At 72.6% G+C, this 19,982-nt stretch carries 16 protein-coding genes and 2 tRNA genes; 3 read left to right on the top strand and 15 right to left on the bottom strand.

Features of this window, described 5'->3' with window-relative positions; all coding sequences use genetic code 11:
* The coding region (locus tag IE321_RS25950) for an AMP-binding protein (protein WP_190224714.1) at nucleotides 1-926 on the bottom strand (926 nt) is incomplete at its 3' end.
* Nucleotides 927-1,140: 214 nt separating this feature from the next.
* Nucleotides 1,141-3,009, bottom strand: coding sequence for a translation elongation factor 4 (lepA, locus tag IE321_RS25945; protein WP_043221496.1), 1,869 nt, complete (start codon nucleotides 3,007-3,009; stop codon nucleotides 1,141-1,143).
* A gap of 218 nt (nucleotides 3,010-3,227) precedes the next feature.
* Here lepA and rpsT point away from each other — a divergent pair, with 218 nt between their 5' ends.
* Nucleotides 3,228-3,494, top strand: a complete 267-nt coding sequence (rpsT, locus tag IE321_RS25940; RefSeq protein WP_043221497.1) for a 30S ribosomal protein S20 — start codon at nucleotides 3,228-3,230, stop codon at nucleotides 3,492-3,494.
* Nucleotides 3,495-3,930: 436 nt separating this feature from the next.
* Here rpsT and holA read toward each other — a convergent pair whose 3' ends face one another.
* Nucleotides 3,931-4,923 (bottom strand): DNA polymerase III subunit delta, encoded by a 993-nt coding sequence (gene holA / locus IE321_RS25935; RefSeq protein WP_190224713.1) that lies wholly within the window; start codon nucleotides 4,921-4,923, stop codon nucleotides 3,931-3,933.
* 55 nt (nucleotides 4,924-4,978) lie between these two features.
* On the opposite strand from holA, the gene IE321_RS25930 reads away from it, so the two are divergent.
* On the top strand, nucleotides 4,979-5,221 hold the full coding sequence (locus IE321_RS25930; RefSeq protein ID WP_043221500.1) for a hypothetical protein: 243 nt from the start codon (nucleotides 4,979-4,981) through the stop codon (nucleotides 5,219-5,221).
* Between the two features lie 67 nt (nucleotides 5,222-5,288).
* On the opposite strand, the gene IE321_RS25925 is transcribed toward IE321_RS25930, so the two are convergent.
* From IE321_RS25925 to IE321_RS25880, 10 genes are all read right to left on the bottom strand, one after another.
* Entirely contained in the window at nucleotides 5,289-6,191 is a 903-nt protein-coding gene (locus IE321_RS25925; RefSeq protein WP_043221501.1) for a YceI family protein, read from the bottom strand.
* A 103-nt stretch (nucleotides 6,192-6,294) separates the two neighbouring features.
* Nucleotides 6,295-7,137, bottom strand: a complete 843-nt coding sequence (locus tag IE321_RS25920; protein WP_190224712.1) for an arylamine N-acetyltransferase family protein — start codon at nucleotides 7,135-7,137, stop codon at nucleotides 6,295-6,297.
* Between the two features lie 27 nt (nucleotides 7,138-7,164).
* On the bottom strand, nucleotides 7,165-8,430 hold the full coding sequence (locus IE321_RS25915) for an MFS transporter (RefSeq protein ID WP_372470221.1): 1,266 nt from the start codon (nucleotides 8,428-8,430) through the stop codon (nucleotides 7,165-7,167).
* Nucleotides 8,431-8,435: 5 nt separating this feature from the next.
* Nucleotides 8,436-9,050: a winged helix-turn-helix domain-containing protein gene (locus IE321_RS25910; RefSeq protein WP_190224710.1), complete on the bottom strand. Its 615-nt coding sequence runs from the start codon at nucleotides 9,048-9,050 to the stop codon at nucleotides 8,436-8,438.
* Nucleotides 9,051-9,135: 85 nt separating this feature from the next.
* The gene (locus tag IE321_RS25905) at nucleotides 9,136-11,649 is read right to left on the bottom strand and encodes a ComEC/Rec2 family competence protein (protein WP_229916540.1); all 2,514 of its coding nucleotides are present in this window, start codon (nucleotides 11,647-11,649) and stop codon (nucleotides 9,136-9,138) included.
* Between the two features lie 32 nt (nucleotides 11,650-11,681).
* Complete coding sequence (locus tag IE321_RS25900; RefSeq protein WP_372470219.1) at nucleotides 11,682-12,389, bottom strand: ComEA family DNA-binding protein; 708 nt, start codon at nucleotides 12,387-12,389, stop codon at nucleotides 11,682-11,684.
* A gap of 530 nt (nucleotides 12,390-12,919) precedes the next feature.
* Nucleotides 12,920-13,765 (bottom strand): DegV family protein, encoded by an 846-nt coding sequence (locus IE321_RS25895; protein ID WP_190224708.1) that lies wholly within the window; start codon nucleotides 13,763-13,765, stop codon nucleotides 12,920-12,922.
* Nucleotides 13,766-13,909: 144 nt separating this feature from the next.
* Entirely contained in the window at nucleotides 13,910-14,635 is a 726-nt protein-coding gene (locus IE321_RS25890; protein ID WP_043221505.1) for a hypothetical protein, read from the bottom strand.
* A gap of 133 nt (nucleotides 14,636-14,768) precedes the next feature.
* On the bottom strand, nucleotides 14,769-17,636 hold the full coding sequence (gene leuS, locus IE321_RS25885; RefSeq protein ID WP_190224707.1) for a leucine--tRNA ligase: 2,868 nt from the start codon (nucleotides 17,634-17,636) through the stop codon (nucleotides 14,769-14,771).
* Nucleotides 17,637-17,992: 356 nt separating this feature from the next.
* Nucleotides 17,993-18,065: transfer RNA gene (locus tag IE321_RS25880), tRNA-Ala, on the bottom strand.
* Between the two features lie 131 nt (nucleotides 18,066-18,196).
* Here IE321_RS25880 and IE321_RS25875 point away from each other — a divergent pair.
* The gene (locus IE321_RS25875) at nucleotides 18,197-19,513 is read left to right on the top strand and encodes a glycosyltransferase 87 family protein (RefSeq protein WP_190224706.1); all 1,317 of its coding nucleotides are present in this window, start codon (nucleotides 18,197-18,199) and stop codon (nucleotides 19,511-19,513) included.
* Here the strand turns inward: IE321_RS25875 and IE321_RS25870 are convergent.
* The gene (locus tag IE321_RS25870) at nucleotides 19,492-19,725 is read right to left on the bottom strand and encodes a hypothetical protein (protein ID WP_030494108.1); all 234 of its coding nucleotides are present in this window, start codon (nucleotides 19,723-19,725) and stop codon (nucleotides 19,492-19,494) included. The genes IE321_RS25875 and IE321_RS25870 overlap by 22 nt on opposite strands.
* 126 nt (nucleotides 19,726-19,851) lie before the next feature.
* Nucleotides 19,852-19,924, bottom strand: a tRNA-Ala gene (locus IE321_RS25865).
* Between the last annotated feature and the right edge of the window lie 58 nt (nucleotides 19,925-19,982).

The following is a 19,982-nucleotide window of genomic DNA, read 5'->3' as shown; positions in this document are numbered from 1 at the left end:
GCGCCGCCGCCGGCCCGGGCCTTGGCGGCGACCCCGTTGTAGACCTTCTCGAAGATGCGGGGGACGGCCGCCATGTAGGTCGGCTGGACCACCGGCAGGTTCTCGATGATCTTGTCGACCCGGCCGTCGACGGCGGTGACGTGGCCGACCTCGATCTGGCCGGAGGTGAGGACCTTGCCGAAGACGTGGGCGAGCGGCAGCCAGAGGTACTGCACGTCCTCCTGGGTGACGAGGCCGGTGGCGGCGATCGCCTTGGCCATGTACGACCAGTTGTCGTGCGGCAGGCGGACGCCCTTGGGGCGGCCGGTGGTGCCGGAGGTGTAGATGAGGGTGGCGAGCTGCTCGGCGGTGATCGCGGAGACCCGCTCCTTGACCGCCTCGGGGTGCTTCTCCAGGTACGCGGCTCCGCGCGCCTCCAGCTCGGCGAGGGTGAGGACCCACTCGTCGGAGGTGTCGGCGCCCTCGGGGTCGACGACCACGACGTGGTGGAGGTGGGGCAGCTCGGCGCGGCGCTCGACGGCCTTGGCCAGCTGGGCGGCGTCCTCGGCGATGAGCACCCGCGACTCGGAGTCCGAGAGGATGAAGGAGGACTCGTCGGCGTTGGTCTGCGGGTAGACCGTGGTGGTGGCGGCGCCGGCGCACATCACGCCGAGGTCGGCGAGGATCCACTCGACCCGGGTGGAGGAGGCGAGGGCGACCCGCTCCTCCGACTGCACCCCGAGGTCGATCAGACCGGCGGCGATGGCGTAGACCCGCTGCGCGGCCTGGCCCCAGCTGAGCGACTTCCAGTCGTCGGCCCCCGTGCCGGAGGCGGCGGGCACCGGGTAGCGGTACGCCTCCGCGTCGGGAGTCGCGTCGACCCGTTCGAGGAAGAGTGCCGCGACGGAGGGCGGCCGGTTGTCGATCTGGGTCTGGTTGTCGCTCACGTCGTCCTCCGGGCGGCGGCGGTGCCTGTTGGGGTGCAACTACGGGTGCGGAAAGGTGCGGAACTCACTCACGTGCGGATACGTAACTAACTCACGAGTAACCTACGGGGGGCTCTCAGATTAGAGCGCCGACGTCCGGTGCGTAAGGGCCTGTGGATAACGAACGGGTCCGCGCGCCGGAGGCACGCGGACCCGTTCGTTCACGACGAGCTGACTACTTCTTGGACTTGCCGCCGGATTCGTCGCTCGACAGGACGGCGATGAAGGCCTCCTGGGGGACCTCCACCGAGCCGACCATCTTCATGCGCTTCTTGCCTTCCTTCTGCTTCTCCAGCAGCTTCCGCTTGCGGGAGATGTCACCGCCGTAGCACTTGGCGAGGACGTCCTTCCGGATGGCGCGGATGGTCTCGCGGGCGATCACCCGGGAGCCGATGGCCGCCTGGATCGGCACCTCGAACGCCTGCCGCGGGATGAGCTCGCGCAGCTTGGCGACGAGCCGCACGCCGTACGCGTAGGCGGCGTCCTTGTGGGTGACGGCCGAGAAGGCGTCGACCTTGTCGCCGTGCAGCAGGATGTCGACCTTGACCAGGCTGGACGCCTGCTCGCCGGTGGGCTCGTAGTCGAGGGAGGCGTAGCCGCGCGTCTTGGACTTCAGCTGGTCGAAGAAGTCGAAGACGATCTCGGCGAGGGGCAGGGTGTAGCGGATCTCGACCCGGTCCTCGGAGAGGTAGTCCATGCCGATCAGGGTGCCGCGACGGGTCTGGCACAGCTCCATGATCGCGCCGATGAACTCGCTGGGGGCCAGGATCGTGGCGCGCACGACGGGCTCGTACACGTCGTCGATCTTGCCCTCGGGGAACTCGCTCGGGTTGGTGACGGTGTGCTCGCTGCCGTCCTCCATCACGACCCGGTAGACCACGTTCGGCGCGGTGGCGATCAGGTCGAGCCCGAACTCGCGCTCCAGCCGCTCGCGGATGACGTCGAGGTGCAGCAGACCCAGGAAGCCGACGCGGAAGCCGAAGCCCAGCGCGGCCGAGGTCTCCGGCTCGTAGACCAGCGCGGCGTCGTTGAGCTGGAGCTTGTCGAGGGCCTCGCGGAGGTCCGGGTACTCGGAGCCGTCCAGCGGGTAGAGGCCCGAGAAGACCATCGGCTTCGGGTCCTTGTAGCCGCCGAGGGCCTCGGTGGCACCGTGGTGCAGGGAGGTGATCGTGTCACCGACCTTGGACTGGCGGACGTCCTTCACACCGGTGATGAGGTAGCCCACCTCACCGACGCCGAGACCGTCGGACGGCGTCATCTCCGGGGAGGAGACGCCGATCTCCAGGAGCTCGTGGGTGGCGCCGGTCGACATCATCTTGATGCGCTCGCGCTTGTTGAGCTGCCCGTCGACGACACGCACGTACGTCACGACGCCCCGGTACGAGTCGTACACGGAGTCGAAGATCATCGCGCGGGCGGGGGCGTCGGCCACGCCGACCGGCGCCGGCACGTCCTTGATGACCCGGTCCAGCAGCGCCTCGACGCCCATGCCGGTCTTCGCGGAGACCTTCAGCACGTCCTCCGGCTGGCAGCCGATGAGGTTGGCCAGCTCCTCGGAGAACTTCTCCGGCTGCGCGGCCGGCAGGTCGATCTTGTTGAGCACGGGAACGATGGTGAGGTCGTTCTCCATCGCCAGGTAGAGGTTGGCGAGGGTCTGCGCCTCGATGCCCTGGGCCGCGTCGACCAGCAGGATCGTGCCCTCACAGGCGGCCAGCGACCGCGAGACCTCGTACGTGAAGTCGACGTGCCCGGGGGTGTCGATCATGTTGAGGATGTGCGTCCGCCCCTGCTCCGGCCCCTCCGTGGGGGCCCAGGGCAGCCGGACCGCCTGGGACTTGATCGTGATGCCGCGCTCACGCTCGATGTCCATCCGGTCGAGGTACTGGGCGCGCATCTGCCGCTGGTCGACCACACCGGTCAGCTGGAGCATCCGGTCGGCGAGCGTGGACTTGCCGTGGTCGATGTGCGCGATGATGCAGAAGTTGCGGATCAGAGCCGGGTCGGTACGGCTCGGCTCGGGCACGTTGGTAGGAGTCGCGGGCACGCAGGGTTCTCGTCTCGGGGCGGTGTTCGGCACGGATACGTAGCCCCCATCGTCCCATGCCCACGGCCGGGCGTCCGGTTCGGGCGTTCCGCGCCCCTTCCCGGCCCTCGTTTGGGCGGCCGGGAGGGCGCCTGATACCGTGGACAGCTGTGTCTCGTGTGCCCTCTCAGCTGCGTGGCACATCCTGAAGAAACATCGAACCTGTAAAGGCTCTTTCAGTGGCGAACATCAAGTCCCAGATCAAGCGGAACAAGACCAACGAGAAGGCGCGCCTGCGCAACAAGGCCGTCAAGTCGTCGCTCAAGACCGCGATCCGCAAGGCCCGTGAGGCTGTCGCCGCCGGCGACCTCGAGAAGGCCACCGTGGCCGCCCGTGCCGCCTCGCGTCAGCTCGACAAGGCTGTCTCGAAGGGTGTCATCCACAAGAACGCCGCCGCCAACAAGAAGTCGGCGCTGGCGGTCAAGGTCGCCTCCCTCCAGGGCTGAGACCGGATCTCCTGATCTCAAGCACCACCCGGCCGCAAGGGACCCAGCGGACCCTCTCTACCGCTCCCACCCCGGCCACCCGTCCCGTACGCGACACGCGTTCGCCACGCGTGTACGGGACCCCAGAGCAGTGACCCAGAGGCCCCATCCACTCCTTCCCCAGGAGTCGGGTGGGGCCTTTGGCGTGTGGGGGCGCAGCCCCGAGGGGGCCCGGGGCGCAGCCCCGAGGGGGCCCGGGGCGCAGCCCCGAGGGGGCCGCGCCCCCGGTGTGGTCGGTTCGGCTCCCGGCAGGGTTTCGGGGAGGGGCGCGGAGGGGGCTCCAGGCGGTGCCCCCAGGGGCCGCACCGGCGCGGAGCGCGGCGCCCCGGTACCGCCCCGCCGCACGGCGGACGCACGCCTCGCGCCGCCCCGCAGGGGGGCAGACGCGGCGGCTGCGTCAGGACAGGCGTCTGGAGCGTGCGGCGCGGGCCACCGCGACGACCGCCTTCTCCAGGGCGTACTCGGGGTCGTCGCCCCCGCCCTTCACCCCCGCGTCCGCCTCCGCGACGGCCCGCAGGGCCTGGGAGACTCCGTCGGGGGTCCAGCCCCGCATCTGCTGCCGCACCCGGTCGATCTTCCACGGCGGCATGCCGAGCTCGCGCGCGAGATCGGCGGGCCGCCCGCCGCGCGCGGAGGACAGCTTGCCGATCGCCCGCACGCCCTGCGCGAGCGCGCTCGTGATGAGCACGGGCGCGACCCCGGTCGACAGCGACCAGCGGAGCGCCTCCAGCGCCTCCGCCGCCCGTCCCTCCACGGCCCGGTCGGCCACGTTGAAGGACGACGCCTCGGCCCGCCCGGTGTAGTAGCGCCCGACGACCGCCTCGTCGATCGTCCCGTCGACGTCCGCCGTCAGCTGCGTCACCGCCGAGGCCAGCTCCCGCAGGTCGCTGCCGATGGAGTCGACGAGCGCCTGGCACGCCTCGGGCGTGGCGGACCGCCCGAGGGCCCGGAACTCCTGCCGCACGAAGGTCAGCCGCTCCGCGGGCTTCGTGGTCTTGGGGCAGGCCACCTCCCGCGCCCCCGCCTTGCGCGCCGCGTCGAGGAGCCCCTTGCCCTTGGCGCCGCCGGCGTGGAGCAGGACGAGCGTGATGTCCTCGACGGGCGCGTCGAGGTACCCCTTCACGTCCTTGACGCTGTCCGCCGAGAGGTCCTGCGCGTTGCGCACGATCAGCACCTTGCGCTCGGCGAAGAGCGAGGGGCTCGTGAGCTCGGCGAGGGAACCGGGCTGGAGCTGGTCGGAGGTGAGGTCCCGTACGTCCGTGTCGGCGTCGGCGGCCCGCGCGGCCGCCACCACCTCCCGGACGGCACGGTCGAGGAGCAGGTCCTCCTGGCCCACGGCGAGCGTGACGGGGCCGAGGAGATCGTCGCTGGAAGTCTTTCTGGTGGCCATCGCGATCCAGCATCCCACGGCCCACCGACAACGGGCCGCGCGCGAGAATGGCCGGGTGAGTGAACGACACGTACTGGTGCTCCCCGACCGCGACGCCGCCGAGGAACTGTCCGAAGAGCTGTCCGCCCGCTTCGGGGTGGCCGAGGAACCCCAGCTGGTCCGGGACGCGCTGGCCGGCGAGGACGACGCCGAGGACGCGCAGTGGCTGGTGGTGGTCGAGGACCCGGACGGCCGCCTCGACCCGGCGGCCCTGGACGACTTCGCCGCCGAGTACGAGGGCTGGCTGGAGGCCCCCTGACCCCACGCGGCCCGGACCGTCACGGCTCAGCCCACCCGCCCGGCCCGGCCCGGACCGACCCGGGCGCTCAGGCTCCGCCCGGCCCCGCGCCCTTCCGGACGATCTGGATGTCCAGGTCGATCGCGATGCTGGAGCCGACGGCCGCGATGCCCCGCGCGAGGAGCGTCTGCCAGGTGAGGGTGAAGTCCTCGCGGTGGAGCTCGGTGGTGGCCCGGCAGGCACCGCGGGTATCGCCCTCCAGACCGGTGCCGAGGCCGAGGTACTGGGTGTCCAGCGCGACGGTACGGCTCACGCCGTGGAGGCTGAGCGCGCCGGTGACGCTCCAGCGGGTCCCGCCGCGGTGCGTGAAGCGTTCGCTGAAGAACTCGATGGTCGGGTGGACGCCGACGTCGAGGAAGTCCGAGGAGCGCAGGTGGTCGTCCCGCATCTGCACCCCGGTGTCGATGGACGCCGCGTCGATGACGACGTGCATCGCGGAGTGCTCCATCCGCTCGGCGATCCGCACCGCCCCGGCGAAGCTGTTGAACCGCCCGTGGATCCGCGCCAGCCCGATGTGCCGGGCGGTGAAGCCGATCTGGGAGTGCGCGGGGTCGATCTCCCAGTCGCCGGGCTCGGGCAGCGGCGGCTGCGGGGCGACCTGGAGCAGGACGTCCCCGAGGTCCGCGTGGACGCCCTGGTCGACGACGGCGGTGGCATGGTGCGGCGTGTACCCGTCGGAGGTGACCGCGATCCGGTACTCGCCCGCCGGGACGGTCGCGAGCAGGGTGCCGTACGGGTCGGTCTCCCCGCCCAGCACCTTGCGTCCGGCCGTGTCGGTGAGCGCGAACTCGGCCTGCCGCAGCGGCTCGTGCACGGGGTCGAGGACCCGGCAGCTCAGCACACCCGCCGATGCCGGCAGGGCGAACCCGGCCAGGGCACCGCCCCGGCCGCCGCCACCGCTCCCCCGCTTACCGAAGAGACCACCGAACATTTCCACGCACCCCCGTGCGACTCGTTCACTATGCAACGAGTTCGCATTCGATCACCCCTGAGGCGTTCGAGGCAAACGCGGCCTTATTACCGACGAGTCCGAATTACGGATTCCGCTTGGTTTCCTCCCTCGTGGGCGCGGGCGGCGACACGGGCAGCTCGTCGAGCTCGATGCCGAACAGCTCCCGGTACGCCGCGCGCAGCTCCTCGTCCGTGCCGAGCTCCCGCTCGGTGCGCTCGCCCGCCACGGTCCGGTACAGCTTCCGGCCGCCGATGCTGACCCGGCCGTCCTCGGTGAGCAGCGAGCAGATCACCCCGCGGGTGAAGTGGGACTCGGGCGAGGTCCGGTGGTACCAGGCACCGGCCGCGAAGTCCGCGAGGACCCTCGGCCGCGGCTCGAACCGGTACTGCGGCTTGCCGTTCCGCACCACGTCGAGGTCCCCCGCACCCCCCGGGACCTCCCGGATCACGAAGGTCCCCGACGGATCGGCCTGTTCACCGCGCTCGTCGAGGGCGAGCGGGTGATGGCTGTGGTCGCCGAAGCCCACGTCGGCCAGCCACCGCCCGCCGTCCGCGTCCTCCACGAGCAGCGCCATGTGGTCATAAGGGATGCCCACCCGTCCGTCCGGGCCGAGGACCCGGGCCTGGAGCAGCTCGACCCGGTAGCCGAGCGCCCGGAGCAGCGCGGCGAACGCGGTGTTCAGCTCGTAACAGAACCCGCCCCGTCGGGCCTCGACCACCTTGTCGACCAGCGCCTTCTCGTCGAGGACGATGTCCTGCCCGAGGTGGATGGACAGGTTCTCGAAGGGCACCGTCAGCAGGTGCCGCAGGTGCAGTTCCCGCAGCGCCCCGGCGTCCGCCCGCTCCGGCCGTACGGCTCCGACGCGCTCCAGGTACCGCTCCACCGACGCGTCCGTCAGACCCTCGGACTTCTCATGATCATTCATGGCGGCAGTCTGCCGGTCCGGCCCGCCTCATGGGGCGACCCCGACCGATTCGCCCTCTCGGGTGGGCAGTTCGCGCATGCGCGGGAGGGGCGAGGGCAGCAGCCACAGGACCGCGAAGACGGCGCCCACGGTGGCGATCCACAGGGTGGGGCGGAGCCCGATCGCGGTGCCGAGCACACCGCCGGCGAGGGCGCCGAGGGGCCGGAAGCCGTGGTTGAGGGTACGGAAGGCGCCCATGACCCGGGCGCGCACGGCGTCGGGTATGAGGGCCATCTGGAAGGACCCGGCGGCCACGTCGACGATCATCACGCCGGCGCAGGACAGGAATTCGGCGGCGAACAGCACAGCCACGACGAGCGGCAGCGGTCCGTCCGCGGCGGGTATGAGGACCAGCGGCAGGGTGAAGCCGAGGAAGCCGGCGACGAGGGAGCCGCCGATGCCGATCCGGCGGACGACCGCCCCGCTGCACACCGCCCCGAGCAGTCCGCCGACGGCTCCGGTGCCCAGCACCAGGCCGAGCAGGCCCGCGCCGAGCCCGAGTTCCGTGGTCACGTAGAGCACGAACAGGGTGTGGAACATGTAGTTGAAGAACTGGACGGTGCCGGAGGCGGCGAAGAGGGCCCGCATCGACCGCTCCCGCAGCACCCACCGCATCCCCTCCGTGAAGTGGCCCTTGACCACGGGCGCCGGCGCGGGCTCGACCGGCCGTATCTTCGCGAGGTATCCCGCCGACGCCAGGTAGGTGAGGGCGTCCGCGAGCAGCGCCACGGGCGCGGTGAGCACCTGCACGAGGATGCCGCCGATGCTGGGTCCGGCCAGCCAGGCCATCGAACGACTGCCGTTCACCAGCGAGTTGGCCTGCACATAGCGCTCGGTCGGGACGAGGGCCACGAAGAGTGTGACGTTGCAGACCTCGAAGAGCACCGACAGCGCGCCCACCCCGAAGGCGACGACGTAGAGCTGGCCGAGCGTCAGCAGGTCGAGGGCGTAGGCGACGGGCAGGGTGAGCAGCAGGGCGGCCCGCCCCAGATCCGTGGCGATCATGATCCGGCGGCGGTTCGCCCGCCGGTCGGCCCAGGCACCGAAGGGCAGGTTGAGCAGCAGGGCCGGGAGGAGTTCGAGGGTCTTGAGCCAGCCCATCTGGGCCGCGTCGGCGCCGAGCACCAGCACGGCGGCGAGGGGAAGGGCCATGAGGGAGATCTGGTCTCCGACGAGCGAGACCGTCTGTCCCGACCAGTAGCGGCGGAAGGTCCGCTCGCGCAGCAGTTCCGGAACCCGTGCGGTGAGGGCCATCCCTGTCACTCCTCGTCCTCGTCGTGGTCCGGGTCCAGATAGGCGATCTTGAGGAAGCTGACGGGCCGCGCGTCCGGGGGGCGGGCCGCCGGATTCTCCTCGCGGTCGAGGTAGGCCCGGAGCATGTCGTCGATCCGCTCCCCGAGGGAGGCGAGCTCCCCGGGGGTGAGGTAGACCAGGGCGTCACCGAACAGCTCGGCCTCCCGCCACTCCTTCGAGACCCCCTCCCTGCTCTCCAGGACCTGGGCGAACCGCCCGAAGTAGCGCTCGGCGACGGCCACGTTGAGCTCGTCGGTCGCCTGGGCGACCGACGGGTCGTCGCTGTATCCCCACTCGGTGTACCGGGCGGTGGCCTGCCAGGGCTTCTCCCGGCCCCGTCCGCCCGGCGCCTCCTCCACCAGCCCGTACTTGGCGAGTATCCGCAGGTGGTACGAGCAGCTGGCCACCGATTCGCCGGTCAGTTCGGCGGCCCGGGTGGCCGTGAACGGCCCGTGCCGGCGCAGCAGGCCGACCAGGGTCATCCGCAGGGGGTGGGCGTAGGCCCGCAGGGCCCGGGGGTCGGTCAGCCTGACGCTGTGGGGCGTCGCGCCCTCGGGGTGCGGCGCACTGTTCTCCGGCATGATCTAAAGCTACCTATAGAAAGACTTCTTTACAAGCATTTCTTTAGAAGCGGGGTCCTCTCCGGCGAAGGCCGCCCCGCTCCGGTCACCACCCCCGCGCCACCGCCACCAGCCCCCTCCCCGCGCCCGCCACCGCCACGGCCCCGTCCCGGTCGGTCCGCAGCACCCGCGCACCGCCCGCCCGCAACGCCTCCAGCGTCCGGGGCGACGGATGCCCGTACTCGTTGTCCCGGCCGGCAGAGACCAGCGCCAGCCTCGGCCGCACGGTGGCGGTGAGCCCCGGGTCCTGGTGAGCCGACCCGTGATGGGCCACCTTCAGCACGTCCACCGCCCCCAGCTCCGGATGCTCCCGCCGCAGCGCCCGCTGCGCCGGCGGCTCCAGATCGCCGAGCAGCAGCACGCTCACCCCGCCCGGCCCCCGGACCAGCAGCGTGACGCTGGCGTCGTTCGGACCGCCGCCCGGCGGCCCCGGCCCCGCCGGCGGCCACAGCACCCGCCACTCCAGCGCCCCCACCCGCCGCCGCTCCCCCGGCTCCGCCCGCACCACCGGCACCCCCGCCGCACCCGCCACGCGCCGGACGAACTCCGCCTGCCCGGGCGGCTCGTCGAGCCCCGTGACCTGGATCGCCCCCACGGCCCGCCCCCTCAACACCCCCGGCAGACCGGCCACATGATCGGCATGGAAGTGGGTCAGCACCACCAACGGCACCCGCCGCACCCCCAGTTCACGCAGACACCGGTCCACCGCCACCGGGTCCGGCCCGACGTCCACCACCACCCCCGCACCCCCGCCCGCCGCCAACACCGTGGCGTCCCCCTGACCGACCTGGCACATCGCGAACACCCACCCCGGCGGCGGCCAGCCCGAGATCCAGCGCACCAACGGCACCGGCCGCGTCACCACGAGCACCAGCAGCACCACCATCCCGACCACCGGCCAGGTCCGATGCCGAAGCCGCCGCACACCGGCCACCACCACGACCGTGAGCAGCGCCAACGCCGCCCCGCCCCACCATCCTCCGGGCCACGCCAGCTCCGCCCCAGGCAGCTCCGCCCCCGCCCGGGCCACCCCGGCGATCCAGCCGGCCGGCCGGCCCGCCACCCACGCCAGGCCCTCCGCACCCGCCGCCCACACCGGCGCCACCGCGAGCGCGGCGAAGCCGAACACCGTCGCGGGCGCCACCGCCAGCTCCGCGAAGAGGTTCGCCGGGATCGCCACCAGACTCATCCGGGCCGCGAAGACCACCACGACCGGCGCGGTCACCGCCTGCGCCGCCAACGCGGCCGCCAACGCCTCCGCCGCCCGGCCCGGCACGCCCCACCGCCGCAGCGCCCCGCTCCACCCCGGCGCCACCAGCAGCAGCGCCCCGGTCGCCAGCACCGAGAGCAGGAACCCGTAACTCCGCGCCAGCCAGGGGTCGTACAGCACCAGGAGGAGGACCACCGCGGCCAGTGCCGGAAGCAGCGACCTCCTCCGGCCGGTGGCGATCGCCAGCAGCGCGACCAGCCCGCACGCCGCCGCCCGCAGCACGCTCGGCTCCGGCCGGCACACGACCACGAACGCGAGCGTCAGCCCCGCCCCCGCCAGCGCGGTGCCCCGCAGCGACAGCCCGATCCGGGGCGCGAGCCCGCCCCGCTCCACCCTCCGCGCTCGCCCCGGACGCCCGACGAGCAACAGCAGCACGATCGAGAGGTTGCTTCCGGAGACGGCCAGCAGGTGCGTGAGGTCAGTGGCCTCGAAGGCGTCCCGCAGGTCGGTGCCGATCCGCGAGGTGTCCCCGACGACCAGTCCGGGCAGCAGCGCCCGCGCGTCCGGGGCGAGCCCGTCGGTCGCCGCGCGCAGCCCGGCCCGCAGCCCGCCGGCCGTCCGCTGGAGCGCGCTCGGCGGCCCCACGATCCGCGGCGGCCCGGTCCCGGCCTTGAGCACGGCCGCATACGGATCCCCGGGTTCCCGGGGCGGCGCGAAGCGGGCACCGACCCGGAGCCGGGTGGACGGCAGCAGACTCAGCCAGGCGTCCCGCCCCTCCCCCGGCGGCACGAGCAACAGCACCGGCGCCCGGGTCCGCACGGCCGGTCCCCCCGCCCGCTCCACCCGGACCACCTCGGCGTCCATCACCACCGACTCCGGCACCATCGCCCGCCCGCTCACCCGGGGCCGGGTGAGCCGGGGGTCCGAGGTCACCGTCACCTCCGCCCAGGCCCGCCCGTACTCCCGCGCCAGCACGGGCACCGGCCCCCGCCGCAGGTCGGCGGCGTGCAGCCCCGCCGAGGCGGCGCCCGCCGCGGCACACAGCAGCACCCCGACCCACGCGGTGGCCCGCAGCCGCCACCCCGGCGACCCACCCCCGCCGCCTCCGCCGCCCCCCGAAGCGGGTTCCCGACCCCCGGCCGGCCGGCGCGAGCCCGCCCGGGTCAGCGACGCCGCCGCTCCGGCCAGACAGAGCCCCACACCCGCGACGACCCACCAGCCAGCCACCCCCAGCGCCACGGCGGCGGCCGCCCAGGCCGCCAGCGCGGGCGGAACGAGCCGCAGATCGACCGGCTCCTCCTTCCACGGCTCCTCCGCGACCGCAGCCTCCCCGGCCGCATCCCGGCCCACGGCCGCATCCCGGCCCACGGCCGCGTCCCGGCTCACGGCCGCACCAACGGCTGGAGGTCCGCGAAGCGACGTTCGCCGATCCCGTCGACCTCCCGCAGCTCCTCCACGGCGCGGAACCCACCGTGCTCCGTCCTGTGGTCCACGATCCGCCGCGCGAGCACCGGTCCCACGCCCGGCAGCCCGTCGAACTCCTCGGCCGTCGCCGTGTTGAGGCTCACCGGCGCACCGCTCCCGCCCGCGCCCCCGCCCAGCCCCGGCGCGGGCCCCCCACCGGCCGGGGCTCCGGGCACCCCGACGAGCACCTGTTCCCCGTCGAAGAGGACCCGGGCCCGGTTGAGCCCCGTCAGATCCGCCCCGGCCCGCACGCCTCCGGCGGCCCGCAGCGCGTCCGCGACCCGCGACCCGGCCGGCAGGGTCAGCACCCCCGGCCTGCGGACCTTCCCGCCCACGTCGACGACGACCTCCGGGGAAGCGCCCTCCCGAGGACCGGCACCGGACGCCGCCGCGGACGCGGGCGAAGCCGCCACCGGTGCGACCCGGACCAGCTCCGGCGCCCGCACCGGCTCCGGCCGCCCCGCCCAGAAGAAGCCGCCCGCCGCGCAGGCCGCCACGCCCAGCACCACGGCGAGCGCCGCCAGCGACCTCGGCTCCAGCCCGCACCGAGTCTGCACCCACACCGGCAGCCGCTCCCGCACCGCGGCCCGCCACCGCCCCTCGACGGCCGCCGGCGCGTCGACCACCCCACCACCGACCACCCCACCATCAGCCGCCCCACCACCGGTCGCCGCTCCCCTGATCACCGGATCCAAGACCACCGGCTCCGAGGCCACCTGCTCCGCAGCCACCCGCTCCGGGACCGACGGCGGAAACAGCGCGTCACCCCGCTCCCGTACGGCCCCCGTCTCTCCTCCGCCCGGGCCCGGCGGCGCCAGCACCCGCCGCACCCGGGCACGCCGCCGCGCCCTCCCGGGTGGCGCACCCCGACTGGGCCCCGCGGACCCGGGCCCGCCCCGGGCGCGGAACGAGGAACCAGAGGACACCGAAGCCCCCGAAGAAGCCGACACCGCCGAAGACGCCGAAGCCGAAGCCGTCGAGGAAGCCGAGAGAGCCGAATGAACCGAAGCAGGCGAGACAGCCGAAGAAACCGTACGAAGATCCATGTCTGCGACGGTAGGTCCGGCCGCAGCCCCGTGCCGTCGCCCTCCGACTTCCGTGGAGGGCGACGCACCTGTGGACAACTCGCTCACCCTCCAGGGTGAACGGACCGCTCTCAGCGCGGTGAGACGACCACCGCGAGCAGCCCCGGCCCGGTGTGCGCGCCGATGACCGCGCCGACCTCGCTGACGTGCAGCTCCGCGATGCCGGGCACCCGCTCCCGCAGACGTTCGGCCAGCGCCTCGGCCCGCTCCGGCGCGGAGAGGTGGTGGACGGCGATGTCGACCGGGCCCGAGCCGGCCTGCTCGACCGCCAGCTCCTCCAGCCGTGCGATCGCCTTCGACGCGGTCCGCACCTTCTCCCGCAGTTCGATGCGGCCGCCGTCGAGTTCGAGGAGCGGCTTCACCGCCAGCGCGGACCCGAGGAGCGCCTGCGCCGTACCGATCCGCCCGCCCCGGCGCAGGTAGTCCAGGGTGTCGACGTAGAAGTAGGCGGAGGTGTCCCCGACGCGCTTCTCCGCGGCGGCGACCGCGTCCTCCAGAGAGCCGCCGGCCTCCACGACCTCCGCCGCCGCGAGGGCGCAGAAGCCGAGGGCCATGCCGATCATGCGGGTGTCCACGACCCGTACGGGAACGGGCGCGTCCTTCGCCGCGAGCACGGCGGCGTCGTAGGTTCCGGAGACCTCGGCGGAGAGGTGGAGGGAGACGATCCCGCGCGCGCCCGCCTCCGCGGCCTCGCGGTAGGCGGCGGCGAAGACCTCGGGGCTGGGCCGGGAGGTGGTGACGGACCGCCGCTTCTGCAACGCCTCGGCGAGCGATCTGGCCGAGATCTCGGTGCCCTCCAGGAGGGCGCGGTCGCCGATGACGACGGTCAGCGGGACCGCGGTGATGGCGTGCCGCTCCATCGTCTGGGGTGGCAGGTAGGCCGTTGAATCGGTGACGATCGCGACATGCCGGGACATGAGCGGGAGGTTACCCGCAGCGACCGCCGCTCGGCAGCCCGACCCCGGTCGGAGCCCGACCCACCGTCCCTCAGGAGGCCCGCTCGACTCCCCCGCCGGCGCTCGGGAGGTCCGCTCGGCCCCTCGCCGGTCCTGGGCCGGCGGTCAGCCGGCGGACTCCGGACGGGCCGTCTTCTCCCACGGGTACGGGGTCGCCCGGGGGTCGGGCGCGGTGATGGCCTGCGGCGTCTCCCCGGCCCGCGGCTGCGCCTGCGGCGCGGGAGCCGACTCGTACCAGGCCGGCTGCGTGGCCTCCGGCCCGGCGGCCGCTTCCCGGCCGTCGGTGGTGGTCCAGTGGCGCAGCGCGCCCGTCTCGACGTCGATCTGGGCGCTCAGCGTCTCCAGGTCGTCCTCGGCGAAGCGCCGGGCCCGGTCGCGGGCGGCCTGCCGCAGCGCGTCGGCCGAGCCCGTGATCCGCTCGGTCCGCTCGGTGAGCGCAGGCAGCTGCCCGGCCACGTACGCCTTGTCGGGCTCCCGCTCCAGGCGCTTGAGGTCCTCGTCCAGCTCGCGTCCATGGGCGCTGAGCCGGGCGAAGAGGTCGAGGGACTCCCGCAGCGAGGCGTCCTCGACGGCCCCCGCCTGGAGGGCGTCCTGGGTGGCGCGCATCGAGCCGCGCAGCGAGAGCCGCAGCTTGGCCAGCTCGGCGGCGACGCCGGCCTGGCCGAAGCTCTTGGCCCGCAGCGTGGTGTCCTCGACGGTGCGGCGCGCCTGGTCGAGGGTGCGGTCGACGCCGCGCTTGGCCGCCTTGGCCACCTTCACCGTGGCGTAGACCCCGAGCGCCACGAACGAGAGGAAGAGCAGCGCCAGGATCGTGACAATCGTGGCTTCCATGTGCGTAGCTCCTCAGGCTGCGTCGGCTTCCCACGGCTGTGGTTCTTCCACGGTAAACGGAACGGGCAGGCTGGAGGTTCCATCGGAACCCCCAACCTGCCCGTAGGGGAAACCCCTAGGCCCGCCGTGGCACTCAGGCCACGATGTTCACCAGCTTCGGCGCGCGCACGATCACCTTGCGGATCTCGGCGCCGCCGAGGGCCGCGACGACGTGCGGGTCGGCCAGGGCCAGCGCCTCCAGGTCGGCGTCGGTGATCGACGGGGAGACCTCCAGACGGGCCTTGACCTTGCCCTTGATCTGCACGACGCAGGTCACGGACTCGTCGACGACGTACGCCGGGTCGGCGACCGGGAAGTCCTGGTGGACGACCGAGTCGGTGTGGCCCAGGCGGCGCCACAGCTCCTCCGCGATGTGCGGGGCGAGCGGGGCGACCAGCAGCACCAGCTGCTCGGCGACCGGGCGGGAGATCGCGCCGCCCGTCTTGGTCAGGTGGTTGTTCAGCTCGGTGATCTTGGCGATCGCCGTGTTGAAGCGCATCCCGGCCATGTCCTGGGCGACGCCGTCGATCGCCTTGTGCAGGGCGCGCAGCGTGTCGTCGTCGGGCGTGGTGTCGACGACGGTGGCCTCGCCGGTCGCCTCGTCGACGATGTTGCGCCACAGCCGCTGGAGCAGCCGGTACTGGCCGACGACGGCGCGGGTGTCCCAGGGACGGGAGACGTCCAGGGGGCCCATCGCCATCTCGTACAGGCGCAGGGTGTCGGCGCCGTACTCGACGCAGATCTCGTCCGGCGTGACGGCGTTCTTCAGGGACTTGCCCATCTTGCCGAGGACGCGGCTGACCTTCTCGCCCTCGTACCAGTAGGCGCCGTCGCGCTCCTCGACCTCGGCGGCCGGCACGGCGATGCCCCGGGCGTCGCGGTAGACGAAGGCCTGGATCATGCCCTGGTTGTAGAGCTTGTGGAAGGGCTCGGCCGAGGAGACGTGACCCAGGTCGAAGAGGATCTTGGACCAGAAGCGGGCGTACAGCAGGTGGAGCACGGCGTGCTCGGCGCCGCCGACGTACAGGTCGACGCCGCCGGTGGGCATGCCCTCGCGCGGGCCCATCCAGTACTGCTCGACGGCCGGGTCGACCAGCTTCTGGTCGTTGTGCGGGTCGAGGTAGCGCAGCTCGTACCAGCAGGAACCCGCCCAGTTGGGCATGGTGTTGGTCTCGCGGCGGTACTTCTTCGGCCCGTCGCCGAGGTCCAGGGTGACGTTGACCCAGTCCTCGTTGCGGGAGAGCGGGGTCTCCGGCCGGGTGTCGGCGTCCTCCGGGTCGAAGGTCCGCGGCGAGTAGTCCTCGACCTCGGGCAGCTCCAGCGGGAGCATCGACTCGGGCAGCGCGTGCGCGACGCCGTCCTCGTCGTAGACGATCGGGAAGGGCTCGCCCCAGTACCGCTGCCGGCTGAACAGCCAGTCGCGGAGGCGGAAGTTGACGGTGCCCTCGCCGATGCCGCGGTCGGCCAGCCAGGCGGTGATCTTCGCCTTGGCGTCGACGACGCCCAGGCCGTCCAGGGAGATCTCGTCGTTGGCGGAGTTGACCAGCTTCGCCTCGTACGAGGCGAAGGCGTCGTCCCAGGTCGCCGGGTCGGTGCCGCGGTCGTCGCTCGGCTCGACGACGCAGCGCATCGGCAGCTCGAAGGCGCGGGCGAAGGCGAAGTCACGGGAGTCGTGGGCGGGGACGGCCATGATGGCGCCGGTGCCGTAGCCCATGAGGACGTAGTCGGCGATGAAGACGGGGACCCGCTCGCCGCTGACCGGGTTGGTCGCGTACGCGCCGGTGAAGACGCCGGTCTTCTCCTTGGCGTCGGCCTGCCGCTCGACGTCGGACTTGGAGGCGGCCTGCTTGCGGTAGGCGTCGACGGCCTCGGCGGGCGTGGCGTGTCCACCGGTCCACACGTCGTGGGTGCCCTCGGGCCAGGCGGCCGGGACGATCTTCTCGATCAGGTCGTGCTCGGGGGCCAGCACCATGTAGGTGGCGCCGAAGAGGGTGTCCTGGCGGGTGGTGAAGACGGTGATGGCACCGGTGTCGCCGACCTGGAAGTCGACGCGGGCACCCTCGGAGCGGCCGATCCAGTTGCGCTGCTGCAGCTTGATGGCCTCGGGCCAGTCCAGGCCGTCGAGGTCGTCCAGCAGGCGGTCCGCGTAGGCGGTGATGCGCATGTTCCACTGGCGCAGCTTGGACTTGAAGACGGGGAAGTTGCCGCGCTCGGAGCGTCCGTCGGCGGTGACCTCCTCGTTGGCGAGGACGGTGCCCAGGCCGGGACACCAGTTGACCGGCGCCTCGGAGGCGTACGCCAGGCGGTACTCGCCCAGGACCTCGGTGCGCTCGGCGGCGGACAGCTCGGACCACGCGCGCGTGGTGCCGGGGATCTCACGGGTGCCGTTCTCGAACTGCTCGATCAGCTCGGCGATCGGGCGGGCCTTGGCGGCGTCGGTGTCGTACCAGGAGTTGTAGATCTGGACGAAGATCCACTGGGTCCACTTGTAGTACTCCGGGTCGATCGTGGCGAACGACCGGCGCTTGTCGTGGCCCAGACCCAGCCGGCGCAGCTGGACCTTCATGTTCTCCATGTTGGCCTCGGTGGACACGCGCGGGTGCGTGCCGGTCTGCACCGCGTACTGCTCGGCGGGCAGGCCGAAGGCGTCGAAGCCGAGGGTGTGGAGGACGTTGTGGCCGGTCATGCGCGCGTGGCGGGCGAAGACGTCCGTGGCGATGTAGCCGAGCGGGTGGCCGACGTGCAGGCCCGCACCGGAGGGGTACGGGAACATGTCCATGATGAACTTCTTGGGCCGGGCGGCGACCTCGGGGTCGCCCGCCAGGTCGCCGGAGGGGTTCGGCGCCTCGTAGGTGCCCTCGGCGTCCCAGACGTCCTGCCAGCGTGCCTCGATGTCGGCGGCCATGGCCGCCGTGTAGCGATGCGGGGCCGCCGTCTCGGCGGCCGTGTTGATCTCGGTCATGGTCCTAGAAGCTCCATCGATCGTCTCTGCCCACTGCCACGAACTGCCACGAAATGAAAAATCCCCTCGCACAGGAGGGGACGCCGCGCCGACTCCGACGGGGTTTCTTCCGCCCGTCGGGAATGGTCAGCGCGGCTCGATAAGCAGGAGGCGTACGGCACGCATGGCGCCAGGGTACCGCAGCGCTCACAGGGGCCGCAGCGGCGTCCACGGGGCGGCGGCCCGCCGTGGAGCCCGCGCACACGGTCCCGGTCGCGGCCCGGGCCGCGACCGGAGCGACGGCCGGACCGACATCGGCGCGCGGCCGGAGAACGAAGAAGCGGGCCATCCGATCCGGATGAACCGCTTCTCTTCTGTGGAGCTAAGGAGAATTGAACTCCTGACCTCCTGCATGCCATGCAGGCGCTCTACCAACTGAGCTATAGCCCCTCGTGATCGTCTCCGTCCGGCTCCCTCTCGGGCTTCCTCGCGGCGACGGACAGAACATTAACCGGCCGCCGGGCAGATCTCCAAATCCGTTTCTCCGGTGCTGTCGGAGGCTCCGGGTAGGGTCGCCCCCTGTGTCCCCCTCCGCACCTTCCCCCTCCCCGTCCCGCGCCCGGCCGTGGCCCCTGGTCGCCGCCGCGGTGGTCTGTCTGGTCTCGTTCGCGGCGTTCTGGGTGGCGCAGCGCGTCGCCCACGTGAACATGCTCGACGTGATGGTCTACCGGGCCGAGGCCGAGACCCTGCGGGCCGGCGACGACCTGTACGCGATGCGCGCCACCTCGGCGAACCTGGCGATGACCTATCCGCCGTTCGCCGCCGTGCTGTTCCTGCCGCTGACCCTGGTGGGCGTCCCGCTGATGCGGACGCTCTCCACCGCGGGGAACCTGCTGCTGGTGCTGGCCCTGGTGCGGCTCTCGCTCCAGCTGGTCAGACCGGCGCTCGCCTCGCCCGCGCGGCGCGCGGACCTGTGGCGTACGACCCTGTGGGTCGCGGCGGCCGTGGTCTGGTGCGAGCCGGTGTGGACGACCCTGCGGTACGGCCAGATCAACCTGCTGGTCGCGGTGGCGGTGCTGTGGGACTTCACGCGCCGCGAGGGCAGCCGCTGGGCCGGCCTCGGCATCGGTCTGGCGACCGCGGTGAAACTCACACCGGGCCTCTTCGTGGTGCTGCTCCTCGCCGCCGGTCTGCTGCTGTGGCGGCGGGACCGGGGGATGAACCAGTGGCTGCGCACCGCGCTGACGGCCACCGGGGTCTTCCTGGTCACGACGCTGGCCATGGTGGTGGCACTGCCCGCGGACTCGAAGACCTTCTGGACGCGGACGCTGTTCGAGACGGGCCGTGTCGGCCACGCCGAGGAGACCGCCAACCAGTCCCTGAGCGGCGTCCTCGCCCGCTTGATGCACACGGACGCGCCCGGCCTGTGGTGGCTGGCGGCGGCGGTGCTGCTGGGCGGCGCGGCGATGGCGCTCGCGATACGGGCGGCGGTGCGCGGCGACAGGGCGGTGGCCGTGGTCGTCACCGCGTTCACGGCGCTGATGGTCTCGCCGATCTCCTGGTCCCACCACTGGGTCTGGTGCGTGCCGCTGCTGATCCTGCTGTACGACCGCGCCACGCGCGCGTGGGCGGTGACGGGCGCGGTGGCGCTCGCCTTCGCGTCGTTCGCGCTGTGGTACGTGCCGCACGACCCGGGGCGCCCCGAACTCGACCAGAACGCGGGCCAGATGCTGCTGTCGGCGGTCTACCCGCTCACGGCGACGGCGGTCTTCGCCGGGTACGCGCTGGTAGTGCGGCGGACCCGCCGGACGGGGGCCGGGAATGCTCCGGAGGCTCCCCGGGAGGCCGTCGTCCGGGAGCCCCGGGCGGTCGCGCCTCAGGCCGTGGCGAAGGAGTAGAACCGCTTGAGGGTGCAGTGCTCGTCGAGGAGCCGGCCGTAGATCGGCTCCCCCTCGAGTTCGCGGTACGTCTCGATCGGGTCGCCTTTTATGATCAGCGCCCGCGCGCACTCCTCGCACCAGTACTGGTAGTCGGGGTTGACGGGGTCCATGTCCCGCACGATGGGCGTGCCGCTGCCGCACCAGTCGCACTTCCGCCTGTGCGCACCCAAAGGCCACCCTCCCGTACGGACCTGGTCCCCCTCCGGCCGTCCGATTCTGCCATGGCCGGGCGGCGGCCCAGAAGTGACAAAACGACAGATCCCGCCCCCCTGATGGGGGACGGGATCCGGTGACTGTGGAGCTAAGGAGAATTGAACTCCTGACCTCCTGCATGCCATGCAGGCGCTCTACCAACTGAGCTATAGCCCCTCGCGTTCTTCGCGCTCAGCGCTGTGAACAAGAAGAACTTTAGCCTGTGACCTGCCGG

This window comes from Streptomyces hydrogenans (assembly GCF_014656075.1).
GTDB classification, from domain to species: domain Bacteria; phylum Actinomycetota; class Actinomycetes; order Streptomycetales; family Streptomycetaceae; genus Streptomyces; species Streptomyces hydrogenans.
Note: the sequence above shows the minus strand (reverse complement) of the source record. Positions and strands in the feature narration are given on the sequence as shown.

Bases quoted from the DNA above. Each gene is read 5' to 3' on its own strand.
- holA (WP_190224713.1), bottom strand. From the start codon at position 4,923: ATGGCCACCAGAAAGACTTCCAGCGACGATCTCCTCGGCCCCGTCACG.
- IE321_RS25925 (WP_043221501.1), bottom strand. From the start codon at position 6,191: ATGTTCGGTGGTCTCTTCGGTAAGCGGGGGAGCGGTGGCGGCGGCCGG.
- IE321_RS25920 (WP_190224712.1), bottom strand. From the start codon at position 7,137: ATGAATGATCATGAGAAGTCCGAGGGTCTGACGGACGCGTCGGTGGAG.
- IE321_RS25915 (WP_372470221.1), bottom strand. From the start codon at position 8,430: ATGGCCCTCACCGCACGGGTTCCGGAACTGCTGCGCGAGCGGACCTTC.
- IE321_RS25910 (WP_190224710.1), bottom strand. From the start codon at position 9,050: ATGCCGGAGAACAGTGCGCCGCACCCCGAGGGCGCGACGCCCCACAGC.
- IE321_RS25895 (WP_190224708.1), bottom strand. From the start codon at position 13,765: ATGTCCCGGCATGTCGCGATCGTCACCGATTCAACGGCCTACCTGCCA.
- IE321_RS25890 (WP_043221505.1), bottom strand. From the start codon at position 14,635: ATGGAAGCCACGATTGTCACGATCCTGGCGCTGCTCTTCCTCTCGTTC.
- leuS (WP_190224707.1), bottom strand. From the start codon at position 17,636: ATGACCGAGATCAACACGGCCGCCGAGACGGCGGCCCCGCATCGCTAC.